This is a genomic window from Lentibacillus salicampi (genome assembly GCF_004565465.1).
Classification (GTDB): domain Bacteria; phylum Bacillota; class Bacilli; order Bacillales; family Amphibacillaceae; genus Lentibacillus; species Lentibacillus salicampi.
The window spans coordinates 106,724-127,148 of sequence record NZ_SRHY01000002.1; the positions used below are offsets into that span (position 1 = coordinate 106,724).

Consider the following 20,425-nt stretch of genomic DNA (forward strand, 5'->3'; position numbering starts at 1 on the left):
GCGGCACTATCTGTCATGCTGTGATACCAGAATTCACCTGATTGCGTTTTCATCTGGTTTTATAGTAAACTAGAATATGGAATTAATCAGTTATCATTAGGAGGTTATCATTTTGGTATTACCGTATAAACATGAACCATTTACTGATTTTAGCGATAAACAAAATCGTGCTGATTATGAAGCCGCTCTCAAAAAAGTGGAAAGTGAATTGGGCCAGGATTATCCATTGGTCATTAGTGGTGAAAAAGTTTATACCGATGAAAAACTCACATCGGTAAACCCGGCGAATACAAAGCAAGTTATCGGAAACGCTTCAATGGCAACAAAGGAACATGTTGAGAAGGCCATGGAAGCAGCCAAAAAAGCGTTTAAAGAATGGAAAAAATGGACGGCAGAAGAGCGTGCTGAGGTACTGTTCAAAGCAGCGGCCATTGCGCGCCGCCGCAAGCATGAAATTTCCGCCTTGATGTCCTATGAAGCAAATAAGCCTTGGGGACAATCTGATGCCGACACAGCAGAGGGCATTGACTTCATGGAATATTATGGCCGTCAGATGATCCGTCTTGGACAAGGCCGTGAAATCAACGACCGTCCGGGCGAAAACAATACGTACTTCTATCAGCCGCTTGGACCTGGTGTTGTTATCCCACCATGGAACTTCGCATTTGCGATTGTGACCGGAACAACCGTTGGCCCTGTTGTAGCCGGCAACCCGGTATTAATGAAACCGTCGGAAAATACACCGGTGATCGCTTATAAATTAGTAGAAATTTTGGAAGAAGCCGGCCTGCCAAAAGGCGTTGTCAACTTCCTGCCAGGCGATCCAGCAGAAATTGGTGACTACCTGGTCGACCATAAAGACACACACTTTATAAACTTTACCGGTTCACGTGCGACAGGTACACGCATTTATAACCGGGCATCTGTCGTTCAGGAAGGGCAGACGCATTTGAAACGTGTTGTTGCTGAAATGGGTGGTAAAGACACAATCATCGTTGACAATGAAGCTGATCTGGATCTAGCTGCTAAATCGATTGTTGACTCGGCGTTTGGCTTCCAAGGACAGAAGTGTTCAGCATGTTCGCGAGCGATTGTCCATCAGGATGTTTACGATGAAGTATTGGAAAAAGCCCTTGGAAAAGCAAAACCCTATACAGTCGGCAACCCTGGTGAAGAAGATGTGCCCATGGGTGCTGTCGCTAACCGGAAGCAGTTTGATAAAATCAAAGACTATATTGAAATCGGCAAAAAAGAAGGCGAACTCGTTTATGGCGGGACAACCGATGATTCCAAAGGCTATCATGTTCATGCAACCATCTTTAAGGACATGGACCCAGAAGGGCGTATTATGCAGGAAGAAATCTTTGGCCCGGTTGTCGGATTTGCCAAAGCAAAAGACTTTGATGAGCTGCTGGATATCGCCAACAACACTGACTATGCACTGACTGGCGCGGTCATTTCCAAAAACCGTGCACACCTGAACCGTGCCCGTCATGAATTTGAAGTCGGCAACCTGTACTTCAATCGCGGCTGCACAGGCTCCATTGTTGGTTATCAGCCATTTGGCGGATTCAAGATGTCCGGTACAGACGCCAAAGCGGGTGGTCCGGATTATCTGTTGAATTTTCTGGCGCCGAAGACTGTGACGGAAGCTTGGTAGAGCTTAGCAATTAATTTAATAATGAGCGGTGGTTTTTATAGAACTACCGCTTATTTTTTGTGTTTCTGAAAACCTTTTAAAATGGATGACAGGATGGAAGAAGGATAATCATGCGTGAAATCGTTCAAGCAAAACCTGTTCCAACATTATCAGGGTGGTTATTATGTAAGTTTGATAAGGGTGAAAAGCGATTTGTTGATATGAGACTCTCAATGGAAGGCGTACTTAAGAAATTATCGGATCCTGAAGTCTTTGAACAGGTTTATGTTGATGAGGAGGCCGGTACAGTTGCCGCGCCCGATGAGTTACATGTTGATCCAGATACCCTCTACACACGAGGGATTAACATTAAGGAAATACAGAATCTTGCTGACGCAGCAAATTCGGATCAAAATGGCGATTGGCTGGAAAGAGCTTAGTTCAAGCTCAGCTTCAAGGTGATTTGTCCTAAACATATACGAATAAAATAACACGGTGCCCAATTTTCAGGAACACCGTGTTTTGGTATAACTTCTTCACAAAACTTCTCGCTAGCCTACTCCACAAACGACGTATTCACAAACCCTTCAAAATCCGGTTTTTCTTTCAGGAATTGCAGGTCATATGAAGAGTTGCCGAATTCCTGGATGACGTCTGCATCGACTTCATAGGTGAAATCTGTACGTTCCCATGCGTTTTCCATCACGCTTTTTTTCAGCTGCTGATCGGTAATGTCAGCGATGCCTTCGATCGTAATATCGATGGCTTCATCAGGATTTTCGTTAATATAAGCGACAGCTTCCTTATGCGCATCAACCAGTTTTTGGACTTGTTCGCTGTTGTTTTCAATCATGTCGTCTGATGTGACCATGACGGCTGCCGGCAATGTTTCACCGAACGAAATCTCACTTGTCGGTATGACCACATTGGCATCCACTTCTTCTTCCATGACGGATGCCCATGGTTCAGGTGCTGTGGCGACATCGACATCACCGTTTTCAAACATGGACTGATACCTCGCCGGTTCGCCGGTGACATGTACCATGGAGCCGCCGGTACGTTCGGATGTGACGCCATTTTCTTTCATGTACGTTTCGAACTGAACATCGTGTGTGCAGCCGACACGTGGTGAGATGAAGGTTGATCCTTCAACATCTTCCCAGGATTTAATACCGCTGCCGTCACGGGAGACGATCACCGTACCACCGGTTGATGATGCGCCGATGATTTGTACGTCGACACCGGAGATGAAGTTGTTCATGGCGGGACCTGGTCCGACGAGTCCGCCTTGAATTTCGCCTGTTGCTAATGCTTTCATAAACGTGGAACCATCCGGAAATGTTTGATATTCAACCTTGACATTTTCCCCCAAGTGGTCTTCATACATTTCTTTCTGTTTCGCGACCATGGCCGGTGCATGGTTCAGGTTCGGAAAATAGCCGATGGTCACTGTTTCGCTTTCTTTATCGCCTGAAGCTTCACCACTTCCCCCGCAGGCTGCGAGAACCAGGAGTGTGCTGATCATGAAAAACCCAAAAAACTTTCTCAACTTAAAAATCCCCTTTCTGATAGTCGTCGTGTTTCCTTTATTTGAAGATCGGCTAAACCCGCCGTGATGCGCGGCAACGCCGACCCACCTGTGATGCACAGGCGAATTCGTACGTCGCTATCCGGGCGCTTCCGCTTTTGCTGTTACGCCGCTTCTTCCATCCCCCAGCGTTTGAGCACTTTATGTTCAATCCGCTGGAATATCAGCTGGTCGACAATTGAACCAATGACGCCAATAATGATAATAATCCCGATAACAAGACTCATGTTGTTAAAATCAGATGCATAGCTAAGTGTGTAGCCAAGTCCTGGTCCTGTGCTCAGCATTTCACCGGCCATCAGTGCGCGCCAACTGAATGCCCATGCCAGACGGACGCCTGTGACAGCATGCGGAATGGATGCCGGGACAACAACCTTCATAAACAAATCCATTCCCTTTGAACCCATCGTCCGGGCGGCTTGCAAATAAATCGGTGCGACATTCTTGATGCCGATGCGCATATTCATTGTCATCACAAATGTCCCGCCGATAATGACGACGAAAATAATCGATGCTTCGGTAAATCCGAACCAAATAATGGCGAGCGGAACCCAGACAATACTTGGAACACTTTGCAGGGCTAAAATCATGGTGCCGAGTGTTTCATCAGCCGTCTTCACTTTGGCGAGCAGGACGCCAAGGAGTGTACCGATCACGAGTGAAACCGCAAGCCCTATGAGAAGATGCCTGAAGCTGGCTACAATATCGTAAACAAGTGTCATGTCTACAAAACCGGCGATAATGGTTTCGGCAACCGTCAATGGACCAGGAATCATTGACTCCGGCCAAATTCCAAGCAGAAAAATTCCTTGCCAGATTAATATAAGAGCAACGAAAAATAGAATGCGTTTAACGACTACCGGCATATTGCAGCTCCTCTTTCATGACATTTTCAATCTCGGTTTTCAGGATAGCCATGACATCCTCTTCCAGTGCGGCCATATCTTTTTGCTGACGCGGGCGGTTGAGATTTACCCTGAAGTCTGAGATGACAGTACCCGGACGTGCACTCATGATGATGACACGGTCCGATAGTTTAATAGCTTCCCGGATGCTGTGGGTGACAAATACGATCGTTTTTTTCGTATCCAGCCAGATCTTTTCCACTTCGTCCTGGAGCACTTGGCGTGTTTGTTCATCCAGTGCCCCGAATGGTTCATCCATGAGGAGCAGTCCGGAATCCATGGCCAGCGCCCGTGCGATAGCGACACGCTGCTGCATCCCGCCGGAAAGTTCATGCGGATAGTTTTCCGCAAATTGACTGAGATGCACCATTTTCAAGTATTCTGCTGCTTTCGCTTCCTGTTCTTTTTTGGAGAAGTTTTTGCGCAGCGGAAAAGTGACATTTTCTTTGACCGACATCCATGGAAATAAAGCTGGTTCCTGGAAGACCATGCTTTTATCGGGTCCAGGTTCAGTGATGATGTTATTTTCAAGACGGACCGAACCGGAAGTTGGCTTTGACAAGCCGGCCATAATAGACAGCAACGTTGATTTGCCGCAGCCGGATGGGCCAAGCAATGATATGAACTCGCCTTCGTTGATTTCGAGATTAATATTTTCTAACGCTTTCAGTTGCTGTTCATCCTGACGCTGGAATGATTTGGAGATGTTATCGATATTCAGGTACATAGGCTTTCACTCCTATTCACTTTAATACCAACTAAAATTATCGGAAATATGTGTTTTGAGCATTTTACCATGGATTGGCCTATTTTCCAATAGAAAATCCGGATAAAAATGAAAATGGGCGGGGAACAAGCTTCGGAGGGTTTGCCTGGATTGAGTGGGACGCAGGGACGGAGGCGTTGTCCCAATTTGAAGACGATCCAAGTAAAAAGCTGACACTAGTTTAAACGTGTCAGCTTCATTTAGTCTTAAATTCATTTCCACGTATCCCGCAAAACGCGTGCCCAGTTTCCGTGGGTGATTTTCTGTAATTCGTCATCAAGGAACCCGTGTATTTTCAGTCGATCGATCAATTTTGGGAGTCCTGTGACATCTTTCAATGAATCGGGTACGGTCGTGCCATCAAAGTCGGACCCCAGCGCCACATGTTCAACCCCGAATCTTTCGGCAATGTACGCTACATGACGGACAACTTCATCAAGCGAAATATCTGTCCCGAGTCCGCCGTCTTCCCGCAGCATGTTAACCGCATAGTTGATGCCGACAACACCGTTTGACTCAGCGATAGCCGCCAGCTGTTTATCGGTCAGATTGCGGGCGATTGGGCTGAGGGCATGCGCATTGGAATGGGTCGCCACAAGTGGTGCGTCAGTAATAGCCGCAACATCCCAGAAGCCTTTTTCGTTCAAATGAGTGTTGTCGACCATAATGCCCAGCTGGTTGCATTCTCGGACAAGCGCTTTTCCAGCACATGTAAGCCCGGCCCCTGTATCAGGGGATGATGGGTAGCGGAACGGCACTCCTTCTCCGTAAACATTCGGGCGGCTCCAGACAATCCCAAGCGACCTTAGACCGGCCTGGCGGAGAACATGGAGCGCATCAAAGTCGGTATCTATCGCTTCGGCCCCTTCAATATGAAAAATGGCTGCCATGATGTCCTGTTCCAGACAATAGTCAAGTTCATCAGCCGTCCGGACAACTTTTAACTGGTCGTTCGCTTCAGCTTCAAGTTTGAATAACTTAGCTGCGAGTGCGTTCGTAAACGTTAAGGCACGTTCCTGACTGATCGGTGGAGGCAGCGGAACATCATAGCCATTGTCACTCAGGTGGTCTTCCGGCTCGACTTCATAGTTTTCATTTGGCGTGTATACAGCAAAAAATCCGCCACCCAATCCGCCTTTCCTGGCACGGGGCAAGTCAATGTGCCCGGCCGAACTTTCTGTGAAAAATGATGGCGGATTATCGGACATATGTAGTCTGAGAAGTGTATCATTGTGTCCATCGAATACGGGAAACTTGGTCATGTTTGGTCGCTCCTTTTTCGCTTATTTGTTGTTTATCTTATCATAGAGGGACTGGCTTGGATATTCACACAGCTGAAAATATCTCTTTTCCCTATAATCGAAACCAACTTCGAAAAAGGGGCATGAGAAATAAAAAAAGATTTTCACCTGGCATGCCCCTTTTTCAGTAAAACAATCGATTATAATAGAGAGAAAGAACTGTTTTCTGTGACCATTTTCTGACTTCTTATCACGATTGATCTTTAAAATCCCTGTTTTGGGGTATATTATGACGTGGACATGTTTTTTGTAAGGAGTTGTTACGTTGGTATTTATATGGTTTTTATTAGCAGCTGCGGTCACTGTCTACACGGCCATGAAATTATCGGAATATGCGGATGTGATCAGTGAAAAGACAGCAATGGGCGGGATGGTTGTCGGGACGATTCTGTTGGCAGGTGCCACGTCATTGCCGGAACTGACAACGAGTTTCTCCGCCGTTTTGATTAATAATGTTGATATAGCCGTCGGGAACATGCTGGGATCCAATGTGTTCAATGTATTTATTCTTGCGGTGTTTGATTTGTATTATCGCAGGCACAGATTATTTCATCTGGCTAGCAGTCATCATCAATATACGGCATTTTTGGGCTTACTTCTGATGATTCTTGTGTCCACGGCGCTCCTTTTCCGTATTGATTATACAATAGTTGGGATCGGTGCGGATGCATTGGTGATCATGCTCGTCTATATAGCTGGGATAGCAGTGATCAGCAAGGTGCCGTCGCCAGCTGTCGGTGAAGAAGAAGCAAAACAGACTCCTGTTGAGAAGAAATCCGTCTCTGTTAAACATGCGGTTATTGGTTTTATCGTTGCGGCCATCGTTATTTTGGGAGCAGGGACGCTCCTCTCGGTTACCGGTGACAAAATTGCCCTTGTGACCGGGATGGGATCCAGTTTTATCGGCAGTTTTCTGATCGCCGCAACGACCTCACTGCCGGAAGGGGTGTCGGTTTTCTCGGCATTGCGGTTGAAAAATGTCAATCTGGCAGTCGGGACGATTCTTGGCAGCAATATGTTAAATATGTTCATATTGGCGGCGACGGACATTGTTTATCAGAAAGGGTCACTTTTGGCGGATGCGTCTGTATCGCATCTGATGTCAGCTATTGGCGGATCTTTGCTTGTTGCAGTGGTCATTTGGGCGTTTATGCAAAAACGGTCGGAATCCGTCGCGGGATACAGTATTCCTTCCATCATTACGGTCATTGGTTATTTTGTCGTACAATATTTAATTTTTAATAGCTGATGTGTGAAACCTGGCTGTGCAGATAACGGCAGCAGGTTTAAGCCGGTGTAATAAGGGAAAAAACAAATACAGGGTGATCAGTGCATCATTATTTTGTGAAAAGGAGCTGATATGAATGTCTGAAACAATTAAGCTGCTTCGAAAGGAAAAAGTAGCAAAGGATACAATGGCGTTTCATTGGGAGATGCCGGACGGATTCGAATTTAAAGCAGGGCAGTTCGGGGATTTCACATTAATTAATCCGGACGAGACAGATGAAGAAGGAAATACCCGCGCGTTTTCCTTTGTTTATGCGCCGTCGGAAAATGAACTGGTGACCGCAACACGTCTGCGGGATTCAGCGTTCAAGCGTGAACTGGAAAAATTGCCGGAGGGTTCTGAGGTGGAATTTGATGGTCCGAACGGCAATTTTAAACTGCAAAAGAATGAATCGACACCAGCCGTTTTCATTATTGGCGGTATTGGCATTACCCCCATCAGAAGCATGATTGCTAAAGCGACGAAACAGCAGACATCCCATGATATAACGCTGCTTTTTTCCAACAGCACACCAGAGGATGCGCCATTCCAGTCGGATTTTAAACAATTTGAGGAAGAAAACCCAAATTTTACGTTTGTGCCTGTCATGACACGGACAGACTCCGATGAATGGAGTGGGGAGAGCGGTCATATTGATGAAGACATGCTGAAACGGTATGTGTCTGATGTAAGTGAGCCCATTTATTATCTATCCGGCCCAGCCGGGATGGTGCAGGCGATGTATGATATGCTTGTCAAGGCCGGTGCAGATGAAGACAATATCCGTGCTGAGGAATTCTCCGGCTATTAATAGCGGTTTTCTATATGGAAGTAAAACGATCATGGCGGGTCGAGCTGTGATCGTTTTCCTGTTTTTAATGTCTATTTTGAGTCATCATCGCCGATGGGTCTATCTAATTTAAAAACACAACGCGAATTCCAGGCTGTTTCAGTGGAATTCGCGTTGTGATATGCATGTCAATCAACTTTTAGATTCAACACAGCGTCTGCAAATGCTTCGCCATGTTCAATATCTTTGTCGTCCGGCTCAAGTTCGAATTTAAACTTCTCCTCGTAAACGGTGGCCCCCCGTTCCTTTGCTTTGGTTGCAAGCGTGTCAATCGCCGGCCCATATATATCGTAATAGGCGTCACATGATCCGAAAACGCCGACCGTTTTGCCGGTAAGGTCAACCTCATCCAGGTCGAAATAGAAATCTTCCACTTCAAACGGGATATCGTCGTCCCATGAATAAGAGCCGAACAGAATGCTGTCAAACTCTTCCAGACGGTTCACCTCAATTGGGTCGAGGTCAAATGAATTATGTGACACTTCATGTCCATTTTTTTTCAAGTGTTCGGTCATTTCTTCTGCCATTATTTCTGTACTGCCTGTCAGGCTCGCGTACAGGACCAGAACTTTAGCCATTCGAAATCATCTCCTTCAACATACTGACCTGTTACCATTATACCGTCAACTGAAAATCGTTTTCAATAAAAACGTTACAATATGAAGAAACTTCCTGGATGCCGGTCCTATTCGATCGACTGAGAAAACTTTTTGAGAAATGTCATGTCAAACCTATCATCTCTCACTTCATAATAGTCATAGCTGATCAACACTTTATCTCCGAAGACAACCAGAAAATCTGTGTGCTCATTCCCGTGCAGATAAATCATGCTTGCGCTTGTTGGCAGCTCGGTTGGTTCATTACCTCTAATTCGAATATAGTCTTTACTGTTAAAATACTTCATAAACGTCTGTATTTTCCCGGGGCCAGTGGTTGTTCTATAGCTGTTCTCGCCTGGCATGGAGAGTTCCATCTTTGTTATGTTATCTGGGTTAGCTTCCAGTGCATCCGTGAATTTCTGCGCTCCCCAGTCAGCCTGCATGAGAAAAGAGAGCAATGCGGTCACGATGATAATCGTTAAAAAGGCGATTTTTTTCACTGTGCTCACATCCCGGATAAAATTTTACCACACTTTTAGTATAAGGCCCTTGAAGTTTATTTGCTGTGATATCGATCAATTATCGGGACTAACGTGATGCTTTCATCAATGATCATATAAATTTTTTGATAGACTATAAAGCTGAAATCAGTTATATAAGCAGGTGTGTTACGCATATACCTGTTTAATATAGCTGGGGTAAGCGGATACTTAAGTTTTAAAAAATAGACAGGAGGGAGACAAATGAGTGAACGGAAGCTGTTAAAGATTTTGGGGAATAAAGATGTCATTGCGCTTGCGTTTGGTGCCATGATTGGCTGGGGCTGGGTGGTCACAACCAGCTTATGGGTCACGGAAGCGGGAGCGCTAGGGGCTATTCTGGCGTTTTTAATCGGCGGTTTGCTTGTTGTCCTTGTTGGGCTGACATATGCGGAATTAGCTTCAGCCATGCCGCTTGCGGGTGGTGAGCATGTTTATACATTTAAAGCAATGGGGAGGAAGGCCTCGTTTATTGCAACGTGGTCGATTATTCTGGGGTATGTATCAGTTGTTGCCTTTGAAGCGGTGGCTCTTCCAACTGTGTTTGAATACTTGGTGCCGAATTACAGTCAGGGCTATTTATATACGATCGCGGGATGGGATGTTACAGTGACTTGGGCGGGGATTGGCATCCTCGGTTCTATCGTTATTGCCTGGGTCAATTACCGCGGGATTAAGCTGACATCTGCCATCACGGTTCTTCTGACAGTCATGATTCTTGCGGCGGGTGTCTTGTTGATTACCGGTGGGACGGCCAGTGGCAGTATTGAAAATATGGAGCCCTTGTTTACGCAAGGGATGGCAGGGATTATGTCCGTGGTGATTATGACACCTTTTATGTTTGTTGGCTTTGATGTGATTCCACAGGCGTCAGAGGAAATCGATCTGCCGAGGAAAAAAATTGGCCAGCTGCTGATCGCGGCAGTCGTGCTTGCTGTTCTCTGGTATGTGGCGGTTATTTTCGGTGTTTCCCGGGTGCTTGGACCTGCTGAACTGAATCAATCAAACCTGGTAACGGCGGATGCGATGGCCAAAGCGTTTGGCGGCAGTCAAGCGATGGGCAATTTGCTCGTTTTGGGTGGCATCGGCGGAATTTTAACAAGCTGGCTCGGATTTTATGTGGGTGGCAGCCGGGCGATTTATGCCCTTGCGCGAGCGGGGATGCTGCCGAAATCATTGGGTGAACTGCATCCAAAGTATAACACACCGCATAAAGCGATTCTCTTGATTGCGGTTTTGTCTACAGCTGCTCCATTGTTGGGTCGTCCGGCACTCGAATGGCTGGTGAATGCAGGGGGACTTGGACTTGTCGTGGCTTGGCTGATGGTAGCTATTTCATTCATCATTTTGCGGCAAAAGAATCCGGAAATGAACCGTCCATTCAAACTCGCTGGTGGTACGGCGATTGGCTGGATTGCCGTCGTCATGTCAGTCGGGATTGCGATCCTGTATATGCCGGGCATGCCGTCAGCACTTGTCTGGCCATATGAGTGGGCGATTATCGGCCTCTGGGGTATCCTGGGCGTTATCCTTTATAAAATATCCTTATCAAAATACGGCAAAGATTATGCAGATAAACATATGAAAGAGGAAATTAATTGGGTTGTTTAACCATTCAACATCATTATCATACATCGGAAACAGTGATCTTTGAGCAGGAGTTGGTGTTTCCGATTTTGTTTTTACGGGAAACAGATGTAAAAGGTGATCGTTTACGCTTCTATTCGACTGTACAATAAATATTTCAAATTGTTGAAATAATAATTGACACTAAAAATATTCGTGATTATAATATAGATAAGAAAACAAATTGTCGACAATCGACAAAGTTGTCCCATTCCTATGAACGATCAATCTGTGCATACGCAGTTTTTAAAAACCGATTGTGGTCAATTATTTTCATAAAAGCAAGCACAGCACTATTTTACGCTATAATTCGTAAGCGTTTTCATAAAAGTGATAAGGAAGTACGATGGGGAGGGATCATCTATGTTAACATTTCCGATTTCAGAGTTTCAGGAGCGGCTTAACAAAACAAAGCAGCGGATGGCTGATTCCGGGGTTGATCTGCTGATGGTAACAGACCCAGCTAACATGAATTATTTAACGGGATATGATGCGTGGTCATTTTATGTTCATCAAATGCTCATTGTTATAATTGATGAGGAACAGCCGGTTTGGATTGGCCGTGACCAGGATGCCAACGCAGCATTGCACACTACATGGTTGGATGAAGACTATATCATTTCGTATGGTGATCATTATGTTCAGTCGACGGAAAGACATCCCATGGACTTTATAGCAGATTTGCTGCGGGGAAAGAACTGTGATCATAAAACAATCGCCGTGGAAATGGATGCTTATTATTTTACGGCGAAAAGTTATATGCAATTAACGAAAGGGCTGCCGAATGCGACGTTTAAAGATGGTACGAATATGGTTAATTGGGTGCGCATTATTAAATCACCCAGGGAGATTTCCTATCTTAAACAAGCTGCCAGGATTTCCGAAAAAGCGATGCAAGTTGCGTTCGATACGATTAATGAAGGGGTCCGGGAATGTGATGTTGTTGCTGAAATTTCCCATGCACAAATAGCGGGAACAGAGGATTTCGGCGGTGACTATCCGTCGATCGTTCCATTGCTCCCGACGGGCGACAAGACGTCTGCATCACATCTGACATGGACTGATGAGCGATTTCAACAGGGTGATCCGGTAGTTATCGAATTGGCTGGCTGTTACCGGCGTTATCATTCTCCACTGGCACGGACAGCTGTCATCGGCCGGCCTTCAGAAAAAATGCAGTATGTGTCGGATGTTGTTCTGGAAGGAATCAATACGACATTGGATGCAGTCAAACCGGGCATCACCTGTGAAGAATTGGAGGGTGTCTGGCGGAGTGTAATTGAAAAAAGCGGCATCAAAAAAGAATCACGGATGGGATATTCAGTTGGACTTAACTATCCGCCCGACTGGGGTGAGCATACGGCGAGCCTGAGACCACAGGACCGGACCGTTTTGGAACCGAATATGACATTTCACTTGATACCCGGTATTTGGATGGAAGATATGGGCGTGGAAATTAGCGAATCGTTCCGCGTGACCGAAGCCGGCTGTGAAATCCTCGCCGAATTCCCACGCGAGCTGATGGTGAAGCCAAATATCCGGCTGGCCTAAATGAAAGGTGTATATAAAATGCCGTACCCGCAATGTGTCGTACGGCATTTTACTGTTTATCAAGTCTTATCGAAGGATTCCGGGTTAACTAAATTTGGCGGTCTTTCCCCGTTCAGACCGGCTTCCAGATTTTCCGCAGCAAGTTCTGACATGGCGAGTTCGGTCTCATGAGTAGACGAGCCAATATGTGGTGTGGTGACGACATTTTTCATGTTTAACAGCGGATTATCTGGATTGACCGGTTCGTTTTCGAACACATCCAGTCCGGCAGCAGCGATGTCGCCATTTTTGAGTGCTTGAATCAGCTCTTGTTCCACGATGGTTTTGCCGCGCGAGCCGTTGATGAAGATAGCTGATTGTTTCATCTTCTGAAATTCGCTTTTTCCGATCATGCCCTCGGTTTTCGGTGTCAGCGGGGTGATCATACAGACGAAATCGGATTCTGCCAATAATTGGTCAAGAGTCCGGTACTCAGCAGCAAATGTTTTTTCTGCGTCAGGTTTGCGGCTGCGGCTGTGATATAAGATGTCCATGTCAAAACCGAAATGGCCGCGTTGTGCGATGGCTTTTCCAATCCGGCCCATGCCAATGATGCCAAGAGTTTTATGATGGATGTTGATGCCGTAATGTTCTTTTTCAACTGCTTCTGTCTGCCATTCACCGTTTTTGACAAATTGATTCAATTCCGGGATGCGTCTCGCGGTAGCGGTCAGGATGCTAAAGACGGCATCTGCCACAGTGTCGGTCAGGATGCCGGGGGTGTTGGTTGCCATAATATTTCGCTCGGTCATTTCGTCTATATCGAGGTTATTGTAGCCGACAGAAACGTTGCTGACAACTTTCAGATTAGGTGCATGGGCGAGCAACTCGGCATCGACAGGTGTTTCAAGTCCGACGATGCCTTCAGATTCGCTTAAATGCTTCAGAAACGCTGTGTCATTTTTGGTGTCGATGTTTTCAAAAAAACGGACATCATATTTTTTTCGCAAATTGTCCAAAACCGGCTGCTCAACCCTGTTGTACGCAATAATTTTTTTCATTGATTAAATACCTCCATTTCACATCATTTTTTATTCAAAAACGATAAACTGCCTCTGCTCCCGCAGGAGTCTCCGTGTATTTCCTCCGCTGGTGTTATTGACTGGACTAAGAGTCGTGATAGAAATAACACCACTTCGTTAGTCTGGGTGAGCGGAGGGCGGTGACTCCTGCGGGACAGCACGTGTCCGAAGACCCCGCAGCGGCGGTTTTCCGCGAGGAGGCTGAGGCCGTTCCCTAAGGTGCGCATCAGCCCGTAGCGATCCCGGACGGTGGGCTAAAAAGACAATACTTATAGAAAACAAGCCAGCGCTTACGTCGCAGTTTATTTCAAGTGCGGGGCTTCTGGAATGTTAAATTTAATAAAAAGGGCCTTTCTTTTAAGATAGATACAAATCAGCATTAAGTCAATTAATTTAAAATTATCCAAATTTGGGTTGACAAGTGACTCTTGACTACCTTATGATAATGGCAAGATGTTTATTGTCGACAATCGACATACAGTGAAGGAAATTTTACAGAAAGGAGCTATTGGTTTGCAGCCCTCTGAAAGTAACGTTATTATACAAAAACCATTAAGTGAGCTGATTGCAGACCAGCTGAAACAGAAAATCTGGAAAGAGGACATTCAGCTTGGCGAGCGCCTGCTGGAGACTGAACTGGCAGAACATTATGATGTTAGCCGCAGTACCATTAGGGAAGCACTTCGAATTTTGGAAAGTGAGGAACTTGTCGTCAGTCAAGCCAGAAAAGGGACGTATGTGGCGGATTTCACGGACAGGGACGCCAACGAGATGATCGAATTGCGCACATTGCTTGAATCGCATGCTTTTGAACAGGCCATGCCGCGGCTTGAATCCGAGCACATAGCGAAATTGGAGGAAATTGTGGGGCAGATGAAAGCCAGAGCAGATGAGCAAGACTGGAATGGCTTGTTTGAACTTGATATGCGATTCCACAGTTACGTTGTCGGTCTATGTGGCAACTCAAGAATTATCAAAATTTACGATTCCCTACAGGTGCAAATCCGGACATTTCTCATGCATCTTGACAGGTACTACTCAAGCCCTCAGGCATTTTATGATGAACATGTGCAATTGCTTGAAGCATTAGTCTCAGGAGATGTGCATACAGTGAATAGGAGGGTCAGGGAGCACATTGAATATGTTGAGACAAAGCTGCTTGGGCAACAAGATAAATTGGAGGAGGTCTATTCAAATGAGTAAACAATTTGCGAATGTCAACACCGCGCTGCCGGGTCCAAAGGCGAAGGAACTGCTTGATCGCCGGCATAATGCTGTACCGGATGGTGTCAGTTACGGCACACCGACATTTGTGGAATCGGCTAAAGGGGCACTCCTTAAGGATATTGACGGGAACCAATTTATTGACTTTGCCGGTGCCATCGGGGTCAATAATGTGGGCCACAGCCATGACACGGTTGTAGGCGCTTTACAGGAGCAAGCCCCAAAATACATCCACACTGGGTTCAATGTCATGATGTATGATTCGTATATAGAACTCGCGGAAAAACTGGCCGACCTGTCGCCGGGACGTTTTGATAAAAAAGTGATGTTTTTGAACAGTGGTGCAGAGGCCAATGAAAATGCCGTCAAAATTGCCCGCAAATATACGGGACGCCAGGCCGTTGTATCTGTCTCTGGCGGTTTTCACGGGCGGACGTTGCTTGCGATGTCGATGACCGGGAAAGTCAAACCGTATAAATACGAGTATGGGCCGTTCGCTCCGGAAGTGTACCATGCACCATTTCCGTATAATTACCGCCGTCCTGAGGGGATGACGGAAGAAGCTTACACAGATGAGCTTCTCAGGCGCGTGAAGGATTTTTTCATCACAGAAGTTGATCCGAGTCAGGTGGCAGCCTTTATTATGGAACCGATTCAGGGTGAAAGCGGCTTTATTGTCCCGGATAAGAAATTCGTTCAAGGCGTATATGAGCTGTGCAAGCAGCATGGCATTTTGTTTATCGCTGACGAAATTCAGACCGGATTTGGCCGGACCGGTAAGTATTTCGCGATGGATCACTTCGGTGTGGAGCCGGACCTGGTCACCGTTTCCAAATCAATGGCTGCTGGTTTGCCGATTAGCGGCATCATCGGCCGCCAGGAAATCATGGATTTTGCTAATGCTGGCGAATTGGGCGGGACCTATTGCGGCACACCACTTGGTTGTCGTGCCGGATTGGCAGTTCTTGACGTCATGGAAAAAGAAAACCTGAACGCGCGGGCAGTTAAGATTGGTGAAAAGGTCATGGATAAATTCAGCACAATGTATGAAAAGTTTGATGTGATTGGAGATTACCGCGGAATCGGCGCCATGTGTGCACTTGAATTTGTCAAAGACCGTGACACGAAAGAACCGGATAAAGACATGACCGGCCGAGTGTTAAAAGAAGCACGCGAACGCGGTGTCATTGCCCTGAATGCCGGCATCTTTGATAATGTCGTCCGTTTGCTGATGCCGCTTGTGATTACCGATGAGCAGCTTGACGAAGGGCTCGATATTCTGGGGGAAGCGATCGAAGCGGCGACAGCGAGTGTCAACGTTTAAGAATTCCGGTTTCGGGTTAAAGGTTAGAAACGGCTGGTACGATTGAAAACAAAGACTATGAATCTATTGAACAATGTGCCAGCCTGCTGATTTTCAAGAAGGAGTGACGTTATCATGGCAGTCAAAACAGATAGCTACTTGATGAGCATTAACGGTGAGTGGGTTGGCAGCGAACTCGATACATTGGATGTTGTCAATCCGGCTAACGATGAAGTCGTCGGAACGGTCCCACACGGCGGTGAAAAGGAAGCTGAACAAGCAGTTGAAGCAGCTTACGAAGCGTTCCAGTCGTGGTCTAATCTGACAGCACACGACCGGGCCGGGTATTTGAAAAAACTGAATCAGCTAATGTTGGATAATCAGGAAGAACTCGCTCAGCTGATGACGATTGAGATGGGTAAACCGATTAACGAATCAAGAGGGGAAGTTAAATACGCCGCTTCCTTTATCGAATGGTTTGCAGAAGAAGGCAAGCGTGTTGATGGAGACGTTATCCCGACGCATGCTGCTGGGAAGCGTCTGCACGTGTGGAAAAAACCTGTTGGTGTTGTGGCGGCCATAACGCCATGGAATTTTCCGGCGGCCATGCTGACACGTAAAATGGGTCCGGCACTGGCATCAGGCTGCACCATCATTATGAAGCCATCCAGTGAAAGCCCGCTGACCGCAGTGAAACTGATGGAACTTTGTGAACAGGCTGGTTTTCCAAAAGGGGTTGTCAACCTTCTGACAGGGTCCTCCTCCAAAATCGCCAAAGTGGTGATGGAAAACAGTAAGGTCCGCAAAGTGACATTTACCGGGTCAACTGAAGTCGGTAAAACTCTGATCCGTCAGAGTGCCGACCAAGTGAAGAAGTTATCACTTGAACTTGGCGGTCATGCACCGCTCGTTGTGCTCGATGATGCCGACATAGATTTGGCGGTCAAAGGCACGGTCGCATCTAAGTTCCGGAATGCTGGCCAGACATGTATTTGTGCCAACCGTATTTATGTTCAGGAAGGCGTTTATGATGAATTTGTTGAGAAACTTACAAAAGCCGTTAAAGAATTAAAAGTCGGCAATGGCACCGATGAATCGGTCGACATTGGCCCGCTGATCAATCAGGACGGCTTGGATAAGGTCAAACGGCATGTGGACGATGCCAGTTCCAAAGGTGCAACGGTCATGACCGGTGGGGAGCCGATTACAGATAATGGCGGTGTATTTTATCAGCCAACGGTCGTTAAAGATGTCAATCAGTCCATGATCGTCATGCAGGAGGAAACATTCGGCCCTGTAACACCTGTTGAAAAAGTATCCTCAGACGATGAAGCGGTCCAAATGGCGAATGATACCCCGTATGGACTGGCTGCTTATGTGTTTACGGAAAATGTTAGCCGCGGCACGCAATTAATTGAAAAACTCGACTTTGGCATTGTCGGTTGGAATGATGGCGGACCATCCGCAGCACAGGTACCGTTCGGCGGCATGAAAGAAAGCGGACTTGGCAGAGAAGGCGGCCATGAAGGTATTGAGGAATTCGTGGAATCACAGTACGTATCTATCGGCTTGCATTAATGTTGGTGAAAGGAATTCAGGCTTGAACAATTCAGGTAAAAACATGGAATCGGCTGTTCCGCCGATTCCATCTGGTTTTTGATAGGTAAGGTGTCGGGAGGGATTCATTTGCCGGGAATATATAATGATATACAAACCAAAGCACAGGCAATGTTTGAACAGTTATCGGACTGGCGGCAGCATTTTCACCGGTTTCCGGAATTAAGTTTTCATGAGGAAGAAACATCGCGATTTATTGCTGAAACTCTGAAACAAATTCCCGGTATGCAGGTGGAGACGGGAAAAGGCTATTCAACCGCTGTTATGGGAACGTTTTCAACAGGAGCCGGTCCGACGATTGCGATTCGAGCGGATATGGATGCCCTGCCGATTCAAGAAGCAAATGAATGTGAATACAAATCGGTTCATGATGGGGTTATGCATGCATGCGGCCATGATGCTCATTCGTCGATCGGGTTAGGTGCTGCCAGTTTAATAGGTGATCTGTTTCAAAACGGAGAAGTGGAAGGAACGGTTAAATTTCTGTTTCAGCCCGCCGAGGAAATGGCAGATGCTTATGGGTCGACAGGAGCTCCTTATATGATTAACGCAGGTGCGTTAGACGGTGCTGACCGTGCTATTGCCCTTCACATGAGTCCCGAAGATCCTGTGGGCAGGGTTAAGGTTCATGACGGATACAGTATGGCAAATGTCGATGTGTTTGAAGCGAAAGTTTATGGAAGTGGCGGACATGGTGCATACTCGCATCTGGGAAAAGACCCGGTCTGGATGCTCGGCCCGGTATTGCAGGCTTTGCATGGGATTGTTGCGCGCCGGGTGTCACCGCTCGATTCAGCAGTTATCAGTGTTGGCAGCATTCAAAGCGGCTCAGTCAGCAATGTAATTCCTTCAGAAGTGCAGGTGAAAGGGACCATACGGAGCTATCATCCGGAAGTACGGAAATTGCTGCATCATGAATTGGATAAAGCTTTTTCCATCGTCAGACCGCTGGATGGTGATTATCAATTGTCAATTAAGCCTGAAGATCCTGCCCTGTATAATGATCCGGGTGTGAATCGACTGTTTAGAAGTACAATTAAAGAGCTTTATCCTGATTTTGAACTGCTCGATAAGCCTTTTGGATTGGGAGGCGAGGACTTTGCCCATATGACAGGGATGATACCCGGAGCCATGATTTTTCTGGGGTGTGCAGTAGGTGATGACAAGGTACGTGATCTGCATACACCGCATTTTGATATTGATGAAAAGGTTTTACCGATCGGCGTTTCCATTTTGGCCGAGAGCGCAAGGCAATTTTTGACTGGAAATAATTCCGCTGAATAAGCTTGTCGAGCGGATGACCCGCTAACTCGAGCGAGAAAGAGCGGAACTCGAACGGTAAGCGCGCCAACTCGAGCGAGAAAGAGCGGAACTCGAGCGGTAAGCACGCCAACTCGAGCGAGAAAGAGCGGAACTCGAGCGAGCAGCGCACCAACTCGAGCGAGGAAGAGCGGAACTCGAGCGAGCAGCGCACCAACTCGAGCGAAAAAGAGCGGAACTCGAGCAGGAAGACCACTAACGCACACGGCAAGTAAATCCATTCGATTTAAAACCATCGTCGCCAGAAGCAAGGGGGGATAGCGTGACAATACAACCCATTACCCAGCACGATGTTTGGAAGGCAAAACGGCGGATTTCAACAGTTGTATCAAAATCTCCGTTGATCTATTCTGAACATCTATCAGAATACACAGGGGCATCGATTCACTTAAAGCTCGAAAATTTTAATGTGAGCAACTCATTCAAAATCAGGGGAGCGGCCAATAAAATTCTTAGTTTATCACCAGAAGAGCGTGAACGCGGTGTGACAACTTTTTCGACAGGCAATTTCGGGATGAGTGTTGCCTGCATCGCCAAACAACTCGGTATGAAAGCTATTATTTGTATTTCGAAACGGGTTCCCAAAGCAAAAGTAGACGCATTAAAACGTTCCGGTGCGCAGATTGAAATTTATGGTGATTCTCAGGATGATGCCGAACAGCGTAGTTATCAACTGGAAAAAGAAAACGGTCTCACGGTCGTTCATCCATTTGATGATCTGCATATTATCGCTGGTCAAGGGACAATCGGTCTTGAATTACTGGACGATTTGCCGTCAGTTGAGACAGTCATCGGCGGTTTATCCGGCGGTGGTCTGCATTCAGGCTTGGGGATCGCATTGAAATCGGCTGATCCGGCCGTACAGATAATCGGCGTCTCAACAGCACGGGGCCCTGCGATGTATGAAAGCATTCAAAAAGGTGAGCCAGTTACGGTGGAAGAACAGGACACACTAGCTGACAGTCTGCTGGGCGGGATTGGCCTGAACAATCGCTACACATTTGATATGGTTCAGCAATATGTTGATAATATCCTGCTACTTGATGAAGATGAAATCGCACAAGGTATGGCCTTTATGCTGGATAAACACCGGATGATGGTGGAAGGCGCAGCTGCTTCCGGTATCGGGGCTATTTTAAATAACCGTATCAAGTTGGGGCGCCAGGTGATTGTTGTCATGACCGGATGCAGTGTCGACACGGCAACGGTATTGGATGTTATGAAAAAATATTCTGATGCAATCCCGAACTAGTTACGCAGAGGAGGTTT

At 46.6% G+C, this 20,425-nt stretch carries 19 protein-coding genes; 12 read left to right on the forward strand and 7 right to left on the reverse strand.

All coding sequences use genetic code 11. The annotated features are described in order from the left end of the window. Positions 1-112: 112 nt before the first annotated feature. Together pruA and E4U82_RS02805 are read left to right on the forward strand one after the other, a co-directional pair. Positions 113-1,660 (forward strand): L-glutamate gamma-semialdehyde dehydrogenase, encoded by a 1,548-nt coding sequence (gene pruA, locus E4U82_RS02800; protein ID WP_135108517.1) that lies wholly within the window; start codon positions 113-115, stop codon positions 1,658-1,660. 110 nt (positions 1,661-1,770) lie between these two features. Further along, the gene (locus E4U82_RS02805) at positions 1,771-2,079 is read left to right on the forward strand and encodes a DUF2442 domain-containing protein (protein ID WP_135108518.1); all 309 of its coding nucleotides are present in this window, start codon (positions 1,771-1,773) and stop codon (positions 2,077-2,079) included. A 116-nt stretch (positions 2,080-2,195) separates the two neighbouring features. Here the strand turns inward: E4U82_RS02805 and E4U82_RS02810 are convergent, their stop codons facing one another. The 4 genes from E4U82_RS02810 to E4U82_RS02825 form a co-directional block, all read right to left on the reverse strand. After that, positions 2,196-3,188 carry an aliphatic sulfonate ABC transporter substrate-binding protein gene (locus E4U82_RS02810; RefSeq protein ID WP_245183508.1) on the reverse strand — a complete coding sequence of 331 codons (993 nt, stop codon included), beginning with the start codon at positions 3,186-3,188 and terminating at the stop codon, positions 2,196-2,198. 143 nt (positions 3,189-3,331) lie between these two features. After that, complete coding sequence (locus E4U82_RS02815) at positions 3,332-4,093, reverse strand: ABC transporter permease (RefSeq protein ID WP_135108519.1); 762 nt, start codon at positions 4,091-4,093, stop codon at positions 3,332-3,334. Next, positions 4,077-4,859: an ABC transporter ATP-binding protein gene (locus tag E4U82_RS02820; RefSeq protein ID WP_135108520.1), complete on the reverse strand. Its 783-nt coding sequence runs from the start codon at positions 4,857-4,859 to the stop codon at positions 4,077-4,079. The genes E4U82_RS02815 and E4U82_RS02820 overlap by 17 nt, the downstream gene beginning before the upstream one ends. Positions 4,860-5,110: 251 nt before the next feature. Further along, positions 5,111-6,160: a dipeptidase gene (locus tag E4U82_RS02825; RefSeq protein WP_135108521.1), complete on the reverse strand. Its 1,050-nt coding sequence runs from the start codon at positions 6,158-6,160 to the stop codon at positions 5,111-5,113. A 304-nt stretch (positions 6,161-6,464) separates the two neighbouring features. Here E4U82_RS02825 and E4U82_RS02830 point away from each other — a divergent pair, with 304 nt between their 5' ends. Beyond that, entirely contained in the window at positions 6,465-7,448 is a 984-nt protein-coding gene (locus E4U82_RS02830; RefSeq protein ID WP_135108522.1) for a sodium:calcium antiporter, read from the forward strand. A gap of 115 nt (positions 7,449-7,563) precedes the next feature. Continuing rightward, the gene (locus tag E4U82_RS02835; protein ID WP_135108523.1) at positions 7,564-8,277 is read left to right on the forward strand and encodes an FAD-dependent oxidoreductase; all 714 of its coding nucleotides are present in this window, start codon (positions 7,564-7,566) and stop codon (positions 8,275-8,277) included. A gap of 167 nt (positions 8,278-8,444) precedes the next feature. On the opposite strand, the gene E4U82_RS02840 is transcribed toward E4U82_RS02835, so the two are convergent. Together E4U82_RS02840 and E4U82_RS02845 are read right to left on the reverse strand one after the other, a co-directional pair. After that, on the reverse strand, positions 8,445-8,894 hold the full coding sequence (locus E4U82_RS02840; RefSeq protein ID WP_135108524.1) for a flavodoxin domain-containing protein: 450 nt from the start codon (positions 8,892-8,894) through the stop codon (positions 8,445-8,447). A gap of 107 nt (positions 8,895-9,001) precedes the next feature. Then, positions 9,002-9,415 (reverse strand): hypothetical protein, encoded by a 414-nt coding sequence (locus E4U82_RS02845; RefSeq protein WP_135108525.1) that lies wholly within the window; start codon positions 9,413-9,415, stop codon positions 9,002-9,004. A gap of 243 nt (positions 9,416-9,658) precedes the next feature. On the opposite strand from E4U82_RS02845, the gene E4U82_RS02850 reads away from it, so the two are divergent. From E4U82_RS02850 to E4U82_RS02855, 3 genes are all read left to right on the forward strand, one after another. Next, the gene (locus E4U82_RS02850) at positions 9,659-11,065 is read left to right on the forward strand and encodes an APC family permease (protein ID WP_135108526.1); all 1,407 of its coding nucleotides are present in this window, start codon (positions 9,659-9,661) and stop codon (positions 11,063-11,065) included. After that, positions 11,053-11,193 carry a hypothetical protein gene (locus tag E4U82_RS19760; protein ID WP_167751305.1) on the forward strand — a complete coding sequence of 47 codons (141 nt, stop codon included), beginning with the start codon at positions 11,053-11,055 and terminating at the stop codon, positions 11,191-11,193. Before E4U82_RS02850 ends, E4U82_RS19760 begins: the two co-directional genes overlap by 13 nt. A 250-nt stretch (positions 11,194-11,443) precedes the next feature. Next, positions 11,444-12,631, forward strand: a complete 1,188-nt coding sequence (locus tag E4U82_RS02855) for a M24 family metallopeptidase (RefSeq protein WP_135108527.1) — start codon at positions 11,444-11,446, stop codon at positions 12,629-12,631. 59 nt (positions 12,632-12,690) lie between these two features. On the opposite strand, the gene E4U82_RS02860 is transcribed toward E4U82_RS02855, so the two are convergent. Then, positions 12,691-13,671 (reverse strand): 2-hydroxyacid dehydrogenase, encoded by a 981-nt coding sequence (locus E4U82_RS02860; protein WP_135108528.1) that lies wholly within the window; start codon positions 13,669-13,671, stop codon positions 12,691-12,693. Positions 13,672-14,205: 534 nt separating this feature from the next. Here E4U82_RS02860 and E4U82_RS02865 point away from each other — a divergent pair. From E4U82_RS02865 to E4U82_RS02885, 5 genes are all read left to right on the forward strand, one after another. Then, positions 14,206-14,895: a GntR family transcriptional regulator gene (locus E4U82_RS02865; protein WP_135108529.1), complete on the forward strand. Its 690-nt coding sequence runs from the start codon at positions 14,206-14,208 to the stop codon at positions 14,893-14,895. Then, on the forward strand, positions 14,888-16,240 hold the full coding sequence (gene gabT / locus E4U82_RS02870) for a 4-aminobutyrate--2-oxoglutarate transaminase (RefSeq protein WP_135108530.1): 1,353 nt from the start codon (positions 14,888-14,890) through the stop codon (positions 16,238-16,240). The genes E4U82_RS02865 and gabT overlap by 8 nt, the downstream gene beginning before the upstream one ends. Before the next feature lie 114 nt (positions 16,241-16,354). Then, positions 16,355-17,797, forward strand: coding sequence for an NAD-dependent succinate-semialdehyde dehydrogenase (locus E4U82_RS02875; RefSeq protein WP_135108531.1), 1,443 nt, complete (start codon positions 16,355-16,357; stop codon positions 17,795-17,797). A gap of 150 nt (positions 17,798-17,947) precedes the next feature. Further along, positions 17,948-19,120 carry a M20 metallopeptidase family protein gene (locus tag E4U82_RS02880; protein ID WP_135108649.1) on the forward strand — a complete coding sequence of 391 codons (1,173 nt, stop codon included), beginning with the start codon at positions 17,948-17,950 and terminating at the stop codon, positions 19,118-19,120. A 298-nt stretch (positions 19,121-19,418) separates the two neighbouring features. After that, on the forward strand, positions 19,419-20,408 hold the full coding sequence (locus E4U82_RS02885; RefSeq protein WP_135108532.1) for a pyridoxal-phosphate dependent enzyme: 990 nt from the start codon (positions 19,419-19,421) through the stop codon (positions 20,406-20,408). Positions 20,409-20,425: the final 17 nt, after the last annotated feature.